Source organism: Acinetobacter sp. CIP 102129 (assembly GCF_000368305.1).
Taxonomy (GTDB): Bacteria; Pseudomonadota; Gammaproteobacteria; order Pseudomonadales; family Moraxellaceae; genus Acinetobacter; species Acinetobacter parvus.
In genome coordinates this window covers 1-19,785 of record NZ_KB849334.1, presented here as the reverse complement: position 1 = coordinate 19,785, position 19,785 = coordinate 1, and the positions used below count along the sequence as shown (strand labels likewise).

The following is a 19,785-nucleotide window of genomic DNA, read 5'->3' as shown; positions in this document are numbered from 1 at the left end:
TTCAATAAAAAAGCATGTACATCGGACAAAACGTATTGATAGTGCTTAAAACATCATCATTTATTTGGAATAGAAAAAATTCATGGTTATAGTTTTTATTGTGCTAACTGCAATGAATATTTGTATATTCACTTTAAGAGAATTTTTACTATTGATAATTTTGTGGATAAATTGAGACAAAACGTATGGTTATCGGACAAAACGTATGGTTGAACGGACAAAACGTATGGTTGAACGGACAAAACGTATGGTTGAACGGACAAAACGTATGGTTGAACGGACAAAACGTATGGTTATTAATGAATAACCAATTGAATTTAAATATAAAAATATCCTTATAAACCTTATTAAATATATATAAACATATATAAATACTTATAAACCTTTAATTTAATTTTTTAATAAAATTTTAAATAAGACGAATTGAAGCAACAAGTGCAACACTATAAAAACCAGCGATCACTTCACTGAGTGTATACCAACATAGTATCTTTCTAGGACGATTATTTAGACCAAACTCTATCTATTCTATTCGCTCTTTTGATACATCATCAAACGATAAGGATTTTGGCAAATATTCATTCGTATTTTCATTTTTAGCGCGTTGATTAGACTTTTATGGATCCACAAAGTAAGTGTCTATGCATGCATCTGTTATCCTACTATGCTCTGAAAACTCCTTACCATTATCAAAAGTCACACTATAAGCATGACTGCTACGCAAACATTCTAAAGGACACGAGATCGTTTTAGTTGAGGTTCTCATTTGCCACAAATGAACGATATGTACATATAGACTCTTACGTTTCACATTCGAGTAGTTCTAAATTATTTTGGCTGTGATTCATGCAGGAATAATGAAGAGCATTCGACAGCCGTGGGAATTGATCGGCATAGCGTTGGTAAATACTGATTTCGTGATTGAGTTGAACAATACTGTTTTCTACACGTTCCAGTTCGATTTGCAGCTGGTCTTTCGTTTCACAAGATTCTTGCTGTGTTGGAAGATGGATGGTGCTGGACTGTGTGATTGGCTGATAGTTTTAGATGTGACCATCTCTGATTTTTTAAAAACAGCTTAGTATCTACATAGACGTAATATTCTATATCGTGTTTGAAAAAAATATTCCAGTGAAAATCTATTGTCTATAGCACCTCAGAGGTGGATCAGGAAATTTGAACAACAGCTATAAGTGATATTTTGCTCCTCAAATGATGTTATAAACATCAATATATGGAGTATTTTATGGCACGTAGACCAAGAAGAAATCATTCAAATGATTTTAAAGCTAAGGTAGCACTTGCTGCGATTAAAGCAGAAAAAACACTTGCTGAATTGAGTGCTGAATTGAGTGCTGAATTTGATGTTCATCAAAACCAAATTATTGACTGGAAAAATCAATTGATCTCAGCTTCCTCGCAAGCTTTCGATCAATCAAAAGCTCCATCAGAACCCCCCATTGATCTTAAAAAGTTACATGCAAAAATCGGTGAGCAGGCATTAGAAATTGATTTTTTAGAAGGTGTGTTGAAGAAACTGGGCCGCTTCAACCACAAAAGTTAATCGACGACTCACTTCAGATTTCAGTATCTAAGCAAGCTAAGCTGCTGAAAGTCTCCCGTGGTTGTTATTATTATCGCCCAAAACCTGTTAGCTCATCAGATCTGAAACTGATGCGATGTATTGATGAATTACATATGCAATATCCTTTTGCAGGCAGTCGTATGATGCGTGATTTGTTGAATCGTCAAGGGCATCATATAGGACGACGTCATACACGTACTTTAATGAATTGATATAAAAATAAAGTTAGTAAATAAATTATATAAATCAAATATTTTCTTATTAAATCTTAAATTTGTTTGATTTAATTTTATTTATTTTGGGACTATGTTAGTCTATTATTTCAACGCTAAAAATAACTTAACTTGCAGAAAAAATGATGACACCATTGCTCATTGATGCATTAACAATATCTGAAGGCAGGTTTAAAAAACCATGCCCTGTTTTAGTTTTGAAAATGATGTTACTTAATGGGGAAAAGAGCAGGTTTTCAGAAGAAATTAAGAATCAAGCATTACTACTGCTCGCGATATATCGTAAGTTGCTGCTTGCTGTCGATCGGGATTTATTTAATGTAAAAACTCTAAAGAACAGTGTGAAAAGAAGGCACTGGGCTAAAGTGGATAAAGCACAGAATAAGATGGTGGTTGCAAAAGAACTTCGACTAAAGCATTTAGATCTAGAAGAAATGCCTTTATTTTTTCATACACAGCATTTTTTAAAAAAACTACCGATTTCCTTTGTTCAAAAATTGGTAGATTGGGCACCACCGGTGGTGAGTGGTACTTTTTTAATCGAAAATATTTTAGCAGGTTATATCGCCCAGAAGCTTTTGCCATTAGAAAAAATTAAAGTAAAAGAGCTTGGCAAGTCTGTGCAACCCTATTTTCACATAGCTGACTTTTTTGTATTTTTACCTCGACTGGAGGAACTTTATCAAAAACATCAGCAGCAAATTGTTTGTGTGGCACCAACCGCAGAAATTGCTTTAGCTTTAACAGACTTTAAGAAAGCATGGATCTATCGTCTTAGGAGCAGTTTATGAATATTTATTTTAAGCAGCTCATAGAATGGATGAAGCAGCATGAAAATATAGAAGAACAAGAACTTATCCAAGCATTATTTTTGTTGCGTGCACATTATAGCTTAGCTGGTATTGTTGTCATTTGTCAGCGAATTTTCACATTGATTGGTGATCATGAATTACCAATATTTCGTAATGAGCTTAATACTTTAAAGATAATTAGTACATTACAGAATTCTGATCAACATTCACATTTTTTCTCAGAAACAACAGATAGAAACAAACATAAACTCACGCCATTACGTCCATACACTGGAGACAGTGGAATTTGTGATTTGCTATTGATTCAAGCAGGACTAAGTCGAAATAATGAGCGTTTTGATACTGTAATTATTTGGTTTTTAGAGCAAATATTTCACTTTCAAAAAAATGTACATACTCTAAAGCTTTATAGTCATTATTTAAAGGGTGATGGAAGCATAAAGCTGAAAGATCAAAAAGGATCTCGTGTGTATAACGCCTTTTTAGCGATCAGGCTATTGGGTGATCCAAGTAATGAGGATATTTTAGAACAAGTCGAAAAATTACTGACTAAAAACGGACCGAAACAACTGATTCATTTGATGTCCGCTGGTTCTGAAGACAAACGATTAAATGAAGTTTTTTATGCATTAAAGCTCTTTTTATCACAAATTTGGCAAAAGAATCGACTAAAAAATAAGAAAAAACGTCGAGAGTTTTTACACCGTATAGGGTTAAAGCATCAAAAACTGATCTTGCAACGATACGGCTCATTAAGTATTGCTATCCAACCTTTAGAGGATGTAGATGAAATTCATCGTGGTCTAGTCTCTGAAGTATTTGAGGATGATGAGATTGAAGAAGATGAAACACCATTGGAGCCATTGTTTACATTTTTTTTGGCCGAACAATCCGATTTAATTCGAGGGCTTTATGCATCTAAGTCTATTTTTCAGCATGTTGAAGCTACAAATGCTGGTTTAGTTTGGACCAAATGGCGATTGTCATTAAATTCGATTCAAGATGTGTTTAGGCTCTGTCAACCATCTAAGGCTGATACCAGCTTAATTTTACGCGCAAAATTAGCTTTGATATTGAGTTTACTCACTGGACGTTCGGTTACTGAATTAACAGCGCCGTGTTTTAGTCAAAATACTGATCAGAATAATATTGCTATTCAATATGATCATACTTTATCTGCATACGTATTGAGCGTTTTAGCAGGCACACCGACACTCAAAACAAAGCCAGAAGAGTCTAAATTTCATTTGCCATGGACCAAGAAATTACAATTGGTTTTACCAAGTGAGCTCAATGATTTGGTGAATCAAGTCAAAAATCTTGCGATTAAAACCCGTCAACCGGCAGTTGAACGCGAAGTTAGAAGACTTATTAACAGTGTGCCGAAAGAGTTAGAAATCAGCCTCAAAAGCATTAAAGATCTTCTTCCACGGTTGTTATATGAGCATAGCCAAGGTGACTTAGCTGTCGTTAAAGCAGTGACTAATGCATCCGGTCGGAATTATGATAACTTAATTCATTATGCATCTTTTGAACAGAGGAAACTTGAGCAGTTATGGGCTGATTGTTTAACAACGATAAAAATTGATATTCCTGAATATATGCACTCTTCTAGTGAACGCGTGGGTAGCCCGACTGGGATAAAGATTGTTGAAATACAAAATGAAATTACAAGAATAAAGAAGAGAATAAATCAGGCTGCCGAACAGAAAGATTGGCAGACGCTCTTTGATAACTTAACGTTGTATACAGAATTATGGATGAATCTTGCAACTGCAGGACGGGGGATTAAGCAACCCTTTCCAAAGTGGATAAGTCAGCAAGGCTGGGCATTGATTCAAGATAAACATCATCAAGATGAATCAACCGATCGTTATGTGCCATTGACGGCAGCATTTATCAAACAGATTCAAGTTTTACGTGGTTTGATGAGAATGCTGGGGGATCAAGTTGAACCACGTGTTGATTTATCATCTTATGCGTTGCAACTTTGTGATCCTCATCAGATTGAAGGTTTAGGTAGAAATTGGGCACGGAAGCTGGTTCGCTCTGATCATAATCAGTTACCTGGACGGTTCAAGGATGCTGGACTTGGGCACTGGGTACGCGGTCGTTATCCATGGGATATGTTATCAGTATTTCCTGTATCAACATTTAAACAACAGTGGCTTGATGTACAAGAAAACCTGCAAAAACAGTTAGGTTTCGAATGTCTTGATTTTTTTAAAAACCTGAATATTCCAACATTTGTTGTAACCAAAGAGATTAAAACAGTTCAAGCAGAGACGAAGCCGAGAATACAATATTCAGAAAATGATGTAAAAGAATGGCTGGAAAACTCAGAGTATGAGTCCTATTGTCAGTTGATTTTTGAGGAAAATCCTGAGCCAAACGTATCTTTCGAGCTTGGACATGTATTAGCTTCCCATTTAGCTAAAAATACAAACATTGATTTGCCACAAGCGATCAAAGCATATTGTGCTTATATTCGCGATAAAACGAAAATTCCTTTATTCGTTCAACTTCCTCAAAAGGCTCATCGTACATGGCTGACATCTGAAAATAGTTTTAGTACATGGTGTTATATTGAACAAAACTTACTTGATCTTATTCAGAAGGATTTAGAACATTTACCTGAACATCAAAATTGTGATATTGAAATAGGACGTTTGCTGGTTGTACTCTCCATGTATGCACAACTGTGCAGAGTGAGCCATTTACAAGCGATGTTGGAGTTTATTGCTTCTGATCAACATATAGTCGCTATGGGGAATAGTCGGCTCGTTGAGCTGACAGTGAATAATGATAGATCTGTGACGAAGATACGCCGTACAGTACTGTTAAGTCCTTATGTCTCGACTTTAATTTTAGTAGACCGACAGTATCTACAGCCCCGATTAAAAGAGATTTTAGCACAGTCAAGAAATCAACAAAGAACGACTTGGCAAAAGTGTTTTAATACATATTTAAAACAAATAGGGCTTAAGTCAACTCTATCGTTGGCTCAATGGTTGAAAGCTTTACAGCAAAATGTGATGTTAAATAGCACTCCGTTAATTGCAGGTTATATAGCAGGCCAAGTCCTGACTGAAGATCTTTCAATAAATGAATTATTACGCTTATCCGAATATGAAAAATTAACCACAGGTTTAGATAGTACTGAGCCAGAAAATGAAATAGAAATAGGCGATGAGCAACTAAATTTGTCTGATATTTTAGCGATGATTCAGCAACTAAAAGGTGAGTCTAGATCAAGCATTTGGCTTAAACAGCTTGCCAATAATAAAACGAATCACTACTCAGTCAATTTATTAACGTGCTTTGTGCAATGGTTGATTTTACGCTGTGATGCAGAAGAGTTAAGTCGACAGAATCGAAATATAATTCATCTACATTTGGCCATAGTCAGTGCAGGTATATTGGGGTTTTCAGAAGACTTAACAAAAGATAGCCAGATTGATGAAGATGTATTTCAAAAATGGATGGAGTTGACGCAAGAGCATTTTCCACACCGCAAGCATCTCGCTGCGTGGAATCGCTTTAGAGATTTTTTAATTCAGTTAAATGATGATCGTATAAAGTTACACAATCGTACAGCGCATCAAGCAAGTGCTAAAGTTTTTGCAAAAAATGAAGTGCAGCAGATCGTTCAAATATTACAATCTGTAGAATCTGGGGTGAGTGATGCTGCTTTACGTCTAGAGATTCAGCGTCATTTTCGTTTATCTGCAGCGATGGGTGTACGCCGTTCAGAGACACTTCATTTACGGCCCTTAGATATTGATGAGGATATGCTCCGAATTCGTCCTTATGGTGAGCATCAGTTAAAAACACTTGGATCAGAACGTGTTGTTCCGATGAATTTATTAAGTCAGACGATTCAAAAGGGATTAGATGATATTTATAAGAATAAAAAATATTCGATATTAATGTCTGATGAGGACAGTGAGCATAGGCCTTTTTTCAATCAAATATCTCAAATATTAAAGAAAGTCACTGGAGATGTTGATCTCAGCTTACATCATTTAAGACATACGTTTGCAAGTGCATATACTTTAAAGTGTTTGCAAACAGTGGTGGATTTTAAAGCGCTGACAATAGAACTGCCATGGCTACAAACTTGGATGCCATCGAATGAGCAATTTAATACGCTAGTAGGCAATGAAGGACAGGTTGGGCAAGGGATTAAGGCGATTAGTCGAGTGCTTGGACATTTACATGAATCGACAACATTAAAGCATTATGTTCATATCTTATTTCTGGCTACTTATGCCTATAGCATGCAACAACAGCAACCCAATTTACATACTGCATTTTTTAAGCGAGTCATGAGTCGGAGTAATTTATTCAGGCATTTCCAAGCGATTCATCAACAGAATGGTAATCTAAAATATGAGTTGAGAGATACCATCGAAAAATATGTACTCAAAAAAAGACAAAGGTGGGTAATCTATGCTCAAAAAAGAGGGAATTCTACTGAAAAAGTAATTAAACACGATTTATTTCAACAATTTGAAGATATTGAGCGGTATCTTATTTCAGGGCAGGGGCAGCCACGATTAGATATTGAGTCCTGGAAGAGAGCTTTAATTACGATGGCAAACATTCCGTCAGGTAAACGTGGTTCAAATATAGGAAGACATCCATTATCGACACAAGGAAAGTTAGCACGTTTGCCTGAATTACTAAGTGCTGTAGATTTTAATTCTGCACAAGAGATTTTAGAGCGATTTGATTATTTAGAACAGAACCAATCAGAAACTTATAATTGGTTAATAAAAAAATGGTTGTATGAAAGTAATGTAACCAAAGTATTGATGCACTTTAAGGCAGAGGATGAATCTATGCTTTCAATCCTTACAGAACATCAGTTTTTTCCGATGGTGATGAAACATAATAAATATGATTATTTTAGAATTATGTCTCAACAAGCCTCATTAAGCGCCGTGCGATGGGCACTTACGTGGTTGAGTGCACGATATTTGGTGATTAGAGATCATATCAGAATCTAAGTAAATATGACTTACGCACGCTTTGTTACACAAAGGTTTGAAAGACAGCGCTACCCTAATTGAGCTAAATTCAAGTGACAACTTGGGTATAAGTGCAGCCAAATTCTGTGAATTTGTTCAAGACAGCTACGTGTGCATGAATATTATTTACCTGACTAGGAAAACTTTTTGCCGCTCATTTATTGCTTAATGCCTTGTATTTGATCCGCTACTAGAAGCCGTACAGTATCCTTCTTTATATGAATAGCCTAAGCATATATCGTTCAACCTAAGGGGCCCAGGCCTTTGCTTTGTCAAAATCTGATTTGCCAAGCAAAGGCCTGGGAATCCGCGAATTCTCTTTTTATTTCTAGAAGGTTTTGTTGTATAAAACATTATGTAACATGCTGATTTATAAAATAAAACTAGTGATAAAATTAAAATGTCAGTAATATCAGCAATATCAGTAATAATTGCTTGTTTAGAAGACCCTACGTTTGACGTACGGATTAACGAGGGCTTTATAGAGTATGATTCGGAACGATATGAGTTCTCTTTAAATAGACCAATCGGTGACAATTGGTGCTTGTATATTCAGTACATACCACAGCCATTACCAGTTTTGGTACGGATTGAAAAGCGTATTATATTTATTCTCTTTGCTGCCTTGAATGATGCGATCGCCCTTGAAAAATGGCTTAAAGATGCGATACAGCTAAATTCTAAAGTAATAAGCACATAAAAATACCTGTAAAATCCACTATTCAAGATTTTTAAGTGTGGTAGTAAATTAAGAATTCAGCTATACCACGTTTGATATTTTGATAGTTGAGAATTTTCACTTTACTAAAAAATTATAAATAACATAAGCTTAAAAATGAGTTGGATTCCTAACGACATGAATTTTTGGCTTATTCTTTTGATAAATTTGATAAGCACATAACCATCTAAGTACTCAAAATAAAACTACGAAAATTTAGTGCTTTTATTTTTTTTTGATTTCACAACAAAGATAAAAAATAAATCAGAGATCCTAAAATATCACTGCCCCAACAATAAAACAAACCACCCCAAAAGCGATCCAAAGCCAGAGCTTTGATTTTGATTGCGCCGTCTGAGTGGGTGCGAAGATGGGTTGTTGCTGAGTTGACGATTGTTGGGTATTCGCTTTCTTCGTGTAAGGTCGATGCTTGGAGTAAGACAGCCCAGTTCCTGGAATACCGACACTGGTTCGGGTGCCTTTTTTACCAATATTGACTGATGCACCCGGTTTGCCAATCGAGGCACTACTGATGCCTTTATGGGTTAGATTAATCTTAAAACCTGGGAATAATTTAATACTTTTACGAAATCTAAAACCCATCATTTTTCCTTTTTATCAGACCGATTGTTGCGTCGTTGAGTGCCTGGATATTCATTTTTAAAAATTTGAGAGCATTGATCTGACGCCGTTGTGCGGAGTCCATCCAAACATTGGGAGATTTTGATCAGATATGTTTAATCTGCCCTCACAATACCGTAAAAATAATTTACTGTATATTCATTGTAGGGTAGTCTTGATCACATTGTTTATTGACCGATTGTTCTATGACAGCAGACAAGCATGAAGTCCTTCTCAGAATGAGAGCCATTGAACTCCTTGCATACTGGGAAGGTCGTTTGGTTACCAATCGTTTGATGAGTTGGTTTGGACTGAGTCGACAGCAGGCTTCTGCGGATATCAAGCGTTACAATACGCTGTATAACCCAGATGCCTTGGTCCATGATCCCTCCGTAAAAGGCTATGTGCCTAAAGCCACGTTTCAACCGGTGCTGACTACCGTACATATCAATGAATATCTCAATATGCTGTCAGGTTTGGTTAGTGAATCGCATACCCTGATTGCGACACCGGAACCGAATCTCTCAGCGGTACAGTTACCCGATCGCAGTGTGCGTCCTGAAGTCATCAGGGAAGTGTTGCGTGCCTGTCGAACACAAAGCTGTCTCAAAATTATTTATGCCTCCATGCAGAATCCGCAGTGGCATGAGCGCATGATTTCCCCACACACCCTGGTGTATACCGGTTTTCGCTGGCATGTCCGTGCCTATTGCCATCAGAGCAAGCAGTTTAAGGACTTTTTACTCTCCAGGATTGATCGCACACCTGTTGTGGTGGCGATTGATACAGTAGACCCTGTTCAGGATCAACACTGGCATGAAGAAATTCTACTGACGCTGATCCCTAATCCAAAATTGAATGAAGCTCAAAAAGCGCTGGTCGAAAAAGACTTCGGCATGCCTGATGGCAGATTACAGATTCCGGTGAAAAAAGCCCTGGCTCACTATACCTTGCAGCGATATCAGGCCGCGATCACGCTGGCTGAGGCGGAAGATGCCTTGAAATATCCCTTGGTACTACAACGCTCAGATATCGAAAAGCTGTCGTCTTACCTGTTTGATCAGGCCTCATAGGAGATTGGCCATGTTAGAACAATTTCATTATGACAGTGACCTGATTGGTGGCTCCCTGATGGTGCGTGAAAGCCGGCTGATCGCGGATCTGTTATTACGAGAAGCGACTCCAGAACAATGGCATCAGGCCATTCAGATTGACAATATTCTGCAAAAAAGAACGCCTGCTTCAGCTCAACGCAATGCCACCGCTATTCGTAAGCGTCTTGAGCGCTTAGAGCCTGATTTCTGGAAAGCTTTGCGTGATGGGGATGATGAGCTGGCGACCCAGGTGGCTTTTTGTGGGGCACTGGAACGCAACCTGTTGCTGCTTGAGTTTATGGAAACGGTGATGAGGGATGCCTATATCTCCCAGGCGCAATACTTGGACAGTTATATCTGGTCAGACTTTCTGGATGAGCGCTCACAACGCGATCCGGATATCTGCGAATGGAAAGAGTCCAGCAAGAAAAAAATGGGGCAGGTGGTGTTTCGCATGCTGGCAGAAGCCGGTTACTTAAAAAGTACCCGTAAGCTGGAGTTACAGCGCGTGATCGTCAGAGCAGAGCTGCGTAGCCTGTTGGAAGAACATTATAAACAACGCATTAAAAGATCTATGGAAGTGTCGCTATGGACGCGGTAGTTGTAGAGGGGCAGCAATGAGTCAAACAATACATGAGCGTCTGAACCAGATTCCAGAGCGAATTCTTTCCACCGAGTTTCTCACCGGGCAAGGACTGGGCAATGAAATTGGCTTCTGGATTTTTGATTATGCACCTGAAGATGAGCTGAAAGTCCGCGAATATCTTCATTTTCTGGAAGGGATGCTGGAGAAAAAACACAGTCAGCTGAAGGTGGTGAATATTAATCTGCTACAAGCAGTGGTGGATTACCTGGCTGAGCGCAATTTCATTGATAAAGCGATCCAAATGCAAAAAGCCAAAGGCGATGAGGCACTGCTCAAGGCTCTGAAAGGTCCACTGCATATGGATAAGTTTGCGCCGTATCTGGTGAGCAAATATGCCACCAATGAGCAAGATATAGTGTTGATGACCGGGGTGGGGTCGGTTTGGCCACTATTACGTGCACATCATTTGTTAAACAGTTTGCATTCCTTGCTGGGGCATAAACCAGTCGTATTGTTTTATCCGGGGTATTACGACGGTCAGGCCATGAGTTTATTTGGAAAAATTCCAAGCAATAATTACTACAGAGCCTTCAGATTAGTGCCATAAGCACGACAAATAGCCATAAAAATTCGGGGAAATGGATTGAGATGAATATTAAAGAACTTTTTTACAAGCCATTAGATCGTGCGATAAACGGGGTGGTCAAGGCAGACCAGAATGACAATACCACGGTATATCAGGAACTTGATGAGTATGTGGTCACCAATGAGCTGGAAAAGCATTTTCGGGACTTTTTCCAGTCTTATGGCACAGATCTAAGCGATCCTTCGATTGCGAACCGAGTCGGTGTGTGGATTTCAGGCTTCTTTGGTTCAGGTAAATCACATTTCCTGAAAACCTTGTCGTATATTCTGGCCAATAAAGTGGCACGTGACGCGGAAGGTAACGAACGCAGTGCTGCCGAATTCTTTGATGAAAGCAAAATCCGTGATGCGTTTATCCGTGCAGATATTGGCAAGGCCGTCAGCCATCATGCTGATGTCATCCTGTTTAACATCGACAGTAAAGCCAGCTCCAATGATGACGGTAATCCGATTCTGAATGTGTTTTTACGCGTGTTTAACGAATATCAGGGTTTTAGTGCTGACCATCCACATATTGCCCATATGGAACGTCACCTGAGCCAGAAAGGGGTGTATGAGCGCTTTAAACAGGCTTTTGAAGAATCTAGCGGCATGTCTTGGCTAGAAGAACGTGATGGCTATCAGTTCTATCAGGATGATGTCGAAACCGCGATTTCCCAAGCCCTCAACTTATCAGCAGAAGCTGCGCATAAATGGTTTGAGGATTCTGAGCAGACCTTTAGTGTTTCGGTTGAAAATTTCTGTCAGTGGGTGAAAGAATACCTGGACAGCAAAGGACCCCAGCAACGCATGTTGTTCTTGGTCGATGAAGTGGGGCAGTTTATTGGCAGCGATACCCGCTTGATGCTGACATTGCAAACCATTACTGAAAACCTGGGTACGATCTGTAAAGGCCGCGCTTGGATTATCGTCACCTCACAGGCAGACATCGATGCTGTTTTAGGTGAGATGTCTTCTTCCAAAGCCAATGACTTCTCCAAGATTGCTGGACGTTTTAAAACCCGTTTATCACTGTCCAGTTCCAATACCGATGAAGTCATCCAGAAACGTTTATTACGTAAAACCCCAGAAGCAGAAGCATTGCTCAGATCGGTGTTTGAGCAAAAGGGCGATATCTTAAAAAATCAGATTACCTTTGACCGTTCAGGCCCAACCCTCAAGAACTATGAGGGGCCAGACAGCTTTATTCATAACTATCCTTTTGCGCCGTACCATTTCCAGCTGGTGCAAAAAGTATTTGAAGAAATCCGTAAAGTCGGTGCGACCGGTGCACACTTGGCCTATGGTGAACGGTCCATGTTGGATGCGTTCCAGATGGCCGCGAATGCGATTGCCACAGATGAAGTCGGGGCACTGGTTCCTTTCCACCACTTCTATACTTCAGTCGAAGGCTTCCTAGATACAGCGGTTAAACGTACCATCGACCAGGCAGGGCAGAATAAGACCCTGGATGGTTTTGATGTGCAGATGCTGCGTACCCTGTTCATGATCCGCTATGTCGATATCATCAAAGGTACGCTAGATAACCTGGTGACTTTGTCGATTGAGAAAATTGATGAAGATAAGCTGGCATTGCGTAAGCGGATTGAAGAGAGCCTGCAGCGTCTGGAAAAAGAGAGCCTGATTACGAGGAATGGTGATGAGTTCCTGTTCCTGACCAATGAAGAAAGGGATATTACTAAAAAAATTAAGGATATTAATTTAGCTAGCTCGGAAGAAAACAAAGAATTAGCCAATCTGATCTTTAAAGATTTACTGCGCGATCAGAACAAATACCGCCATCAAGCCAACAAGATGGACTATCAGATTGGTCGTTTCCTAGATAGCCATAGCCTGGATGGGAAGTATGAGAGCGATTTGAAAGTTGAAATCATTTCTCCACTAGATACGGAATATAACCTCTACACTGAAGCTTACTGTATTGGTAAAAGTACTCAGGCCGAAGGACAAGTGCTGTTTAAACTGGCAGATGATAAACAGTTCTTTAATGAACTGCGCACCTGGCTGAAAACCAATAAATTTATCCGTTTAAATGATGATGGCACTCAGTCCGATATCACCCGTATTCTGGCAGACCGTGGCCGTGAGAATCAGGAGCGTAAAAAACGCCTGCGTGCCCGGGTCGAAGAAATGTTGCTGGACGCGGAAAGTTATGCCTTGGGTCAACGTCTACAACTTTCATCTTCAAGTCCAACCACCAAGCTGGATGAGGCTTGTCGTTATTTGCTGGAAAACACGTATACCAAACTGAGCTATCTGCAGGTCTATCAGCAGGATGCTTGGCGTGAATTGAACGCCGTCTTGACTGTGGATGATATGGCGCAGCTCGGATTGTCTCTGGATGGCGGTCAGAGCAATCCCAAAGCCCTACAGGAAGTGGAGCAGTACATTGCACTACGGGCCACCGGTACAGAGCGTATTCTAGTCTCAGATGTGATAGATCGTTTTGTCAAACGTCCTTATGGCTGGCCGGATGCCGAGATTTTACTATTGGTGGGTCAGCTGGCTGCGATGGGGCGGATTTCTCTGCAGTTAAATGGCGGCAGCTTACAGTTAAAAGATGCCTTTGAGCCTTTACAAAACAGCCGCCGTCGCCGTGATGTGTCGATCATTAAAAAACGCCAGACTGATGATCAGGTGTTGAAACAGGCACGCCAACTCACCCAAGACCTATTCTCGGCTATGGGACCAGCGACAGAGAAAGAGCTATTTGAATTCTATACCCAACATTTTAAAAACTGGTTAGCCAACTTTAAGTCTTATAAGAGTAAAACTGATGTCGGGCAGTTCCCAGGCAAGAAAGTGATTGAAAAGTCGATTCTGACTTTGGAACGTCTGCTGGCCAATAGCGACAGCTTCGATTTCTTTAAGGCCGTGGTTGAGAACAAGGACGACTATCTGGATCTGGAAGAAGACTACCGTGATATTCATGAATTCTTCAGTAACCAGATGCCAAGCTGGCAGCAACTGCAACAGGCCTTACGTCATTTTGAGAAGAACAAACAGGCACTGGGCAGTGATGAGGTGGCTAAAAAAGCCCTCTCCGAATTACACCGTATTTCGACCCTTGAATCGCCCTATGGCCTGTTAAATAAAGTGGCTGATTTGGTTCGCACAGTGGAAAGCGTCAATGAGCAATTGCTGACTGAGAAGCGCAATCAGGCAATAGAACACATTGATGACAAGATCAAGCAGTTAGAAGCTGAGATCAAAAACAGTGGCATCGCTAGCGCTGAGCTGAGTAACAAGCTATTACGCCCACTACAACTGCTGAAAACGGATATTGAAGTGGAAACTAGCCTGTCCACCATCTATATGCTGCAAACCCAAACCAGCGTCGAGCGTTTTGATGAAGCCTTGTATGAGTTGGAAAGCGAAGTTGAGGCGGAAATCCAGCGTCAGGCCAAAGCGGCACAATTGGCTCAGAGCAAAGCCGAGAGTATAACCAACACTGCAACCACCTCCAGCCCAGCTACATCAACACCTGCTGTGAGTCCGGTACAGCCTGCGACAGCCGTAGTGCCACCGAAACCTGTTGTCGAAGTTGATGTCGCCAGCATTTACAGCAAAAGTTCAAGTAGTGTCTACCTGGAAACAGAAGAATCAGTGGATCAGTTTGTAGACGCACTCAAAGCTGAATTGAAAAAAATTGTGAGTGATAAAAAGCGTGTGCGTATCCGCTAACAGGGCTTAGGGATATCGGCATCAGTCATTAATTAAAGGTTTAAAGATGAATACCAGTAATATTAAAAAATACGCACCGCAAGCACGTAATGATTTTATCGCAGCGATGCGCAAGCAGGCGGCCAAATATGGCATCACCGCAGACAGTATTTTACCGGCTGAACAGAAAGGCGACTTGCTGCTGATTGGCGATCAGGTTTTTCCGCTATCCGTCATGAAACCACGTGACAAGCTGATCAAACGCATTCAAACCAGCAGTTTTGAGCAGACGATTGATTATATCGCTTACAGCTGGTTTAACCGTCTCTGTGCGATTCGCTACATGGAATGCAAAGGCTTACTGGATCATGGCCGTCGTGTACTCAGTAGTGCCGATGGTAGTGCAGGCTTGCCACAGATTTTGGAAGAATGTCTGGATATTGACCTACCAGGTTTAGATGCCAGCCGTGTGGCTGAACTCAAACTGGATGGCAATAAAGACGAAGAACTGTATCGTGAGCTATTACTGGCCCAATGCCATGCATTGAATCAGGTCATGCCACTCTTGTTTGAACAGGTTTCTGATGAGTCTGAACTACTGTTACCGGATAACCTGACCAAAACCGACTCTTTGATCCGTGATTTAGTGACCAGTATTCCGGAAGAAGATTGGTCGGATGTACAGATTATTGGCTGGCTGTATCAGTTCTATATTTCTGAAAAGAAAGATCAAGTGATTGGTAAAGTCGTCAAAAGTGAAGACATTCCTGCTGCGACGCAATTGTTCACGCCAAATTGGATTGTGAAGTATCTGGTACAGAACAGTGTCGGTCGTTTATGGATGATGGCACAGCCTGATAGTACGCTGGCCAGTGAATGGGAATACTATATTCAGCCAGCGGAACAGACCGATGAAGTCAATGCCCAGTTAAAACAGCTGATTGATGTGAGGATCAGTGAAGATGGCGATACTTTAAACCCTGAAAGCATTACGGTACTCGATCCGGCCTGTGGTTCGGGGCATATTCTGGTGGAAGCCTATGACTGCTTAAAAGCGATTTACTTAGAACGTGGTTACCGTAGCCGTGATATTCCACGTTTGATTCTGGAAAACAACCTGTACGGCATTGATATTGATACCCGTGCAGCACAGTTGGCGAGTTTTGCGTTATTGATGAAAGCACGTGAGGATGACCGCCGTTTATTTAGCAATCCACCGAAGCTGAATATTATTGCGTTACAAGATAGTCAGCCAGAACGTTTGGATGCATTCAGTCAGGATTTGGCAAGTACTGGTATTGCTCAGACCGATTTAAAAGAACTGCTAGATTTATTTGAATATGCTTCGACTTTTGGTTCTTTGATTCAAATTCCTCAAGCATTCGCTAAGAAACTACCTGATTTAGAAAGCAAGCTGAATACAGCATTAGAATCAGGTGATATTTTTGCACAGCAGTCAGCACAAGAGTTATTGCCTTTACTACAACAAGCTAAATTACTGGCTAAACAATATGATGCCGTGATTGCGAATCCGCCGTATATGGGCAACAAGTACTTAAATCCAAATCTTAAAAACTATTTAAAAAAGAACTATCAGGGTTATGAAAAAGATCTTTTTTCAGCATTTATGATCCGAGATTTGCAGCTAACTAAAGAAAGTGGACAGCTTGGCTTTATGTCACCTTTTGTTTGGATGTTTATTTCATCGTATGAAAATTTGCGTACGCATTTTATTGATCATGCAACAATCACAAGTTTGATTCAGCTTGAATATTCTGGTTTTGATGGAGCAACGGTTCCAATTTGTACATTTACATTAGCAAAAGCACATATTGTAGAATTTACTGGTTCATATATTCGTTTATCTGATTTTAAAGGTTCTGAAAATCAGGCACCTAAAACATTAGAAGCGATTAAAAATCCCAAGTGTGGATGGTTTTATAATACGAAGCCAGATGACTTTAATAAAATACCTGGAAGTCCTGTGGCTTATTGGTTAAGCAAAAAGATTTTATCTGGTTTTGAAAAAAATAAAGTTAATTCTGTAGGTACAACTAGGGTTGGTTGCCAAACTAGTGATAATAATAGATTCCTAAGAGTTTGGTTTGAAGTATCGAAAGAAAAATCTTATTGGAATGCAGAAGATAAAAAAATAGCAGAAGCCTCAACAGCCAAATGGTTTCCTTATAATAAAGGAGGAAATTTTAGAAAATGGTATGGGAATATTGAATACGTAGTAAACTGGGAAAATGCGGGTGATGAGATTTTTTCTTATGCTAAAGATCTCTATGGTTCACCAACAAGAACTGTAAAAAATGCAGCATATTATTTTAAATCCTCTGTTACATGGTCAAAAATTTCTAGTGGTATTCCTTCGTTTAGATGGCAACCTGTTGGATCAATTTTTGATGTAGCTGGTGCATCTGTATTCTTGGAAAATCTGGATCAAGAGTTTAAATTGCTAGCACAGTTAAATTCAAAAGTAACCGTAAAGCAATTGGAGGTATTATCTCCAACCCTAAATTTCGAGACTTCACATATTGCTGCATTGCCTGAAGTTATCAGTGTTGTAGATAAAAAAGTAATAGAAGTGTCTAGTAACGCGATTAACTTGGCAAAAAAAGATTGGGACTCTTATGAAACCTCATGGGACTTTTCCCAAAACCCAATTATTAGTAATCAGCAGCCAAATTTAGAACAAGCCTTTAATACATGGCAACAGCAAAATGCGAACGCCGTCGCTGAAATGAAACATCTGGAAGAAGAAAACAATAAACTGTTTATAGAAGCTTATGGTTTACAGGACGAACTCACACCAGATGTACCGGATGAACAAATCACCCTAACCCGTGCCAACCGTGAAAAAGACAGCCAGCGGTTAGTCTCCTATGCACTTGGCTGCATGATGGGACGTTATAGCCTGGATGAACCAGGTCTGATCTATGCCCATGCAGGTAATCAAGACTTCGATGCCAGCCGTTACCAAACATTCCCAGCCGATGCGGATGGCATTATTCCACTGACCGAAATGCATTGGTTTGAAGATGATGCAACACATCGTATCCAAGAGTTTTTAACTGCGGTTTGGGGTAAAGACACACTAGACGCTAATATGCTGTGGCTGGCAGAAAGCTTGGATAAAAAAGCCAGTGAAACCGCTGAAGACACCATTCGCCGTTACCTAGCCAGCAAGTTCTATAAAGACCATATGCAGACCTATAAAAAGCGCCCGATCTACTGGTTATTCAGCAGTGGTAAACAAGGTGCTTTCCAGGCGTTAGTGTACTTGCACCGCTATAACGAAAGCACTTTGGCACGTATGCGTACTGAATATGTCATGCCACTGATTTCAAAAATGGCAGCGATGGTTAATTCTTTGCAAAGTGAAATCGAAAACAGTGATTCCGCTGCTGAAATTAAACGTAAAGAGAAAGAACTACAAAATCTGCATAAGCAACAGGCTGAACTGAGTAGCTTTGAAGAAAAACTGCGCCATTATGCCGATCAGCGTATTAGCTTAGATCTGGATGATGGAGTGAAAGTAAACTACGGCAAGTTTGGGGACTTGTTGGCTGAAGTGAAAGCAGTGACGGGGGAAAAGTGATGAATAGCTTTTCTTCCACACTAGATCATGCAGAGGTGGTTGCATGAACTTAAGTCAACTACAGCAAGGCCTGGAACAAGCCTTTTATACTGAACAGCACCGAATTGTCTTTTGGTACGATGCAGAGCATTCATTTACTGAAGAAATCAAAGCCCTAAAGCTAAATGATGTCCAGATTTTGAATATGGCAGAAGAGTCGAGTTTGGCGATCAAGCTTAAACTGGAACTTGAGGATCAGCAGGGTAAATACTTGCTGTATTTCCCCAGTGCTGAGCCTGAAACCGAAAAAGACTGGTTACTGGACATCAAGCTGTATTCACGCAGCTTCTATGCCGATCGTTTCTCGATTATTTTTAATGAGCTGGGTTTACAGCAGCAGAGTCTAAGAGAACATCTGGCCAAACGTGAAGAATTCCTTAAAGCCAAAGCCCGTCTGAGTACATTGAAACGCTATATCCAGCCTGATGCAGATGCACAGGATCTGGATATGGCCATGATTGCAGCTGTGGTCAAGGCTGACAGTGCCGAACTTATGCATATTGTCCTGGCGTTGGCAGATGAAATGGTACAGCAGAACCTGGCTCTGGAAGTCAATCCAGAATCCTTTGCTGAACTGGAAAAATTCCAACTGGTGCCAGCTTTAGTCACAGCATTACAGGCGGAAATTGGTTATCCAGCATCGGTTGAAGAGTTGAATGGGGAAGCACCATTCAAGCTCGGTACGTTCTTTATCCGTTTGATGAGCACAGGTTTCTGTGAAAGCCTGGGCGATATACCGCTATGGGCTCAGGAACTGGTGATGTCATCCGTCAGCTCCCGTGCAACAGCTAGAGCCTTTTTGTCGCGCTGGAGAGACAGTTCCAAATACTACCCAACCTTCGATACACTCTCCCAGACCGTGGCGAATGCACTGCGGATCCAAGAAAAGGTCGGGGCTTTTGATCTGGAGCAGCTGCTCGATGTCATGACCTTTGAAGTGATTGAACAAAAGATCATTGTTGATTTGGCCAGCCAGATCCCTGCAGCAACCAAAGCTGAACTGGAACATTTCAGAACGGTTATTTCTACCCGTCTGGATGGCTATTGGGCGTCCAAACATAAGGACGATGCAACCCGCCGTAAATACCGTACCGTCTATACAGCGTTGCAGGCAGCGATTGAGCTGTTCAGCCTGCGACAGCAGTTTGATTC

Annotated in this window: 11 protein-coding genes and 3 pseudogenes; 11 read left to right on the top strand and 3 right to left on the bottom strand. The window is 40.4% G+C overall.

Annotated elements, in window-relative coordinates; translation table 11 throughout:
• Window positions 1-409 precede the first annotated feature (409 nt).
• Window positions 410-811 (bottom strand): annotated as a pseudogene (locus tag F973_RS14250) (IS30 family transposase); the annotation flags it as partial.
• Window positions 812-857: 46 nt separating this feature from the next.
• Between F973_RS14250 and F973_RS00915 the strand changes: the two are divergent.
• From F973_RS00915 to F973_RS00895, 4 genes and pseudogenes are all read left to right on the top strand, one after another.
• Window positions 858-1,082, top strand: coding sequence for a hypothetical protein (locus tag F973_RS00915; protein ID WP_010589019.1), 225 nt, complete (start codon window positions 858-860; stop codon window positions 1,080-1,082).
• 152 nt (window positions 1,083-1,234) lie between these two features.
• Window positions 1,235-1,791 (top strand): annotated as a pseudogene (locus F973_RS14245) (IS3 family transposase); the annotation flags it as partial.
• 149 nt (window positions 1,792-1,940) lie between these two features.
• Window positions 1,941-2,609 carry a hypothetical protein gene (locus tag F973_RS00900; protein ID WP_004758937.1) on the top strand — a complete coding sequence of 223 codons (669 nt, stop codon included), beginning with the start codon at window positions 1,941-1,943 and terminating at the stop codon, window positions 2,607-2,609.
• The gene (locus tag F973_RS00895; protein WP_004758935.1) at window positions 2,606-7,642 is read left to right on the top strand and encodes a tyrosine-type recombinase/integrase; all 5,037 of its coding nucleotides are present in this window, start codon (window positions 2,606-2,608) and stop codon (window positions 7,640-7,642) included. The genes F973_RS00900 and F973_RS00895 overlap by 4 nt, the downstream gene beginning before the upstream one ends.
• A 70-nt stretch (window positions 7,643-7,712) precedes the next feature.
• On the opposite strand, the pseudogene F973_RS15380 reads toward F973_RS00895, so the two are convergent.
• Window positions 7,713-7,814 (bottom strand): annotated as a pseudogene (locus F973_RS15380) (IS5/IS1182 family transposase); the annotation flags it as partial.
• A 249-nt stretch (window positions 7,815-8,063) separates the two neighbouring features.
• Between F973_RS15380 and F973_RS00890 the strand changes: the two are divergent.
• On the top strand, window positions 8,064-8,363 hold the full coding sequence (locus F973_RS00890; RefSeq protein ID WP_034427719.1) for a hypothetical protein: 300 nt from the start codon (window positions 8,064-8,066) through the stop codon (window positions 8,361-8,363).
• A gap of 291 nt (window positions 8,364-8,654) precedes the next feature.
• Here F973_RS00890 and F973_RS00885 read toward each other — a convergent pair whose 3' ends face one another.
• A complete protein-coding gene (locus tag F973_RS00885) occupies window positions 8,655-8,984 on the bottom strand; it encodes a DUF4236 domain-containing protein (protein WP_004758934.1) in 330 nt (109 codons plus the stop codon).
• Window positions 8,985-9,208: 224 nt separating this feature from the next.
• Here F973_RS00885 and F973_RS00880 point away from each other — a divergent pair, with 224 nt between their 5' ends.
• The 6 genes from F973_RS00880 to pglZ form a co-directional block, all read left to right on the top strand.
• The gene (locus F973_RS00880; protein ID WP_004758932.1) at window positions 9,209-10,075 is read left to right on the top strand and encodes a BrxR family helix-turn-helix transcriptional regulator; all 867 of its coding nucleotides are present in this window, start codon (window positions 9,209-9,211) and stop codon (window positions 10,073-10,075) included.
• Window positions 10,076-10,085: 10 nt separating this feature from the next.
• A complete protein-coding gene (locus F973_RS00875) occupies window positions 10,086-10,697 on the top strand; it encodes a DUF1819 family protein (protein ID WP_004758931.1) in 612 nt (203 codons plus the stop codon).
• A gap of 16 nt (window positions 10,698-10,713) precedes the next feature.
• On the top strand, window positions 10,714-11,289 hold the full coding sequence (locus F973_RS00870) for a DUF1788 domain-containing protein (protein ID WP_004758930.1): 576 nt from the start codon (window positions 10,714-10,716) through the stop codon (window positions 11,287-11,289).
• Window positions 11,290-11,330: 41 nt separating this feature from the next.
• Entirely contained in the window at window positions 11,331-15,011 is a 3,681-nt protein-coding gene (gene brxC / locus F973_RS00865) for a BREX system P-loop protein BrxC (protein WP_004758928.1), read from the top strand.
• A gap of 46 nt (window positions 15,012-15,057) precedes the next feature.
• The gene (gene pglX / locus F973_RS00860) at window positions 15,058-18,594 is read left to right on the top strand and encodes a BREX-1 system adenine-specific DNA-methyltransferase PglX (protein WP_004758927.1); all 3,537 of its coding nucleotides are present in this window, start codon (window positions 15,058-15,060) and stop codon (window positions 18,592-18,594) included.
• A gap of 43 nt (window positions 18,595-18,637) precedes the next feature.
• The coding region (gene pglZ, locus F973_RS00855) for a BREX-1 system phosphatase PglZ type A (protein WP_004758925.1) at window positions 18,638-19,785 on the top strand (1,148 nt) is incomplete at its 3' end.

Bases quoted from the DNA above. Each gene is read 5' to 3' on its own strand.
- F973_RS00915 (WP_010589019.1), top strand. From the start codon at position 858: ATGAAGAGCATTCGACAGCCGTGGGAATTGATCGGCATAGCGTTGGTA.
- F973_RS00900 (WP_004758937.1), top strand. From the start codon at position 1,941: ATGATGACACCATTGCTCATTGATGCATTAACAATATCTGAAGGCAGG.
- F973_RS00895 (WP_004758935.1), top strand. From the start codon at position 2,606: ATGAATATTTATTTTAAGCAGCTCATAGAATGGATGAAGCAGCATGAA.
- F973_RS00890 (WP_034427719.1), top strand. From the start codon at position 8,064: ATGTCAGTAATATCAGCAATATCAGTAATAATTGCTTGTTTAGAAGAC.
- F973_RS00885 (WP_004758934.1), bottom strand. From the start codon at position 8,984: ATGGGTTTTAGATTTCGTAAAAGTATTAAATTATTCCCAGGTTTTAAG.
- F973_RS00880 (WP_004758932.1), top strand. From the start codon at position 9,209: ATGACAGCAGACAAGCATGAAGTCCTTCTCAGAATGAGAGCCATTGAA.
- F973_RS00875 (WP_004758931.1), top strand. From the start codon at position 10,086: ATGTTAGAACAATTTCATTATGACAGTGACCTGATTGGTGGCTCCCTG.
- F973_RS00870 (WP_004758930.1), top strand. From the start codon at position 10,714: ATGAGTCAAACAATACATGAGCGTCTGAACCAGATTCCAGAGCGAATT.
- brxC (WP_004758928.1), top strand. From the start codon at position 11,331: ATGAATATTAAAGAACTTTTTTACAAGCCATTAGATCGTGCGATAAAC.
- pglX (WP_004758927.1), top strand. From the start codon at position 15,058: ATGAATACCAGTAATATTAAAAAATACGCACCGCAAGCACGTAATGAT.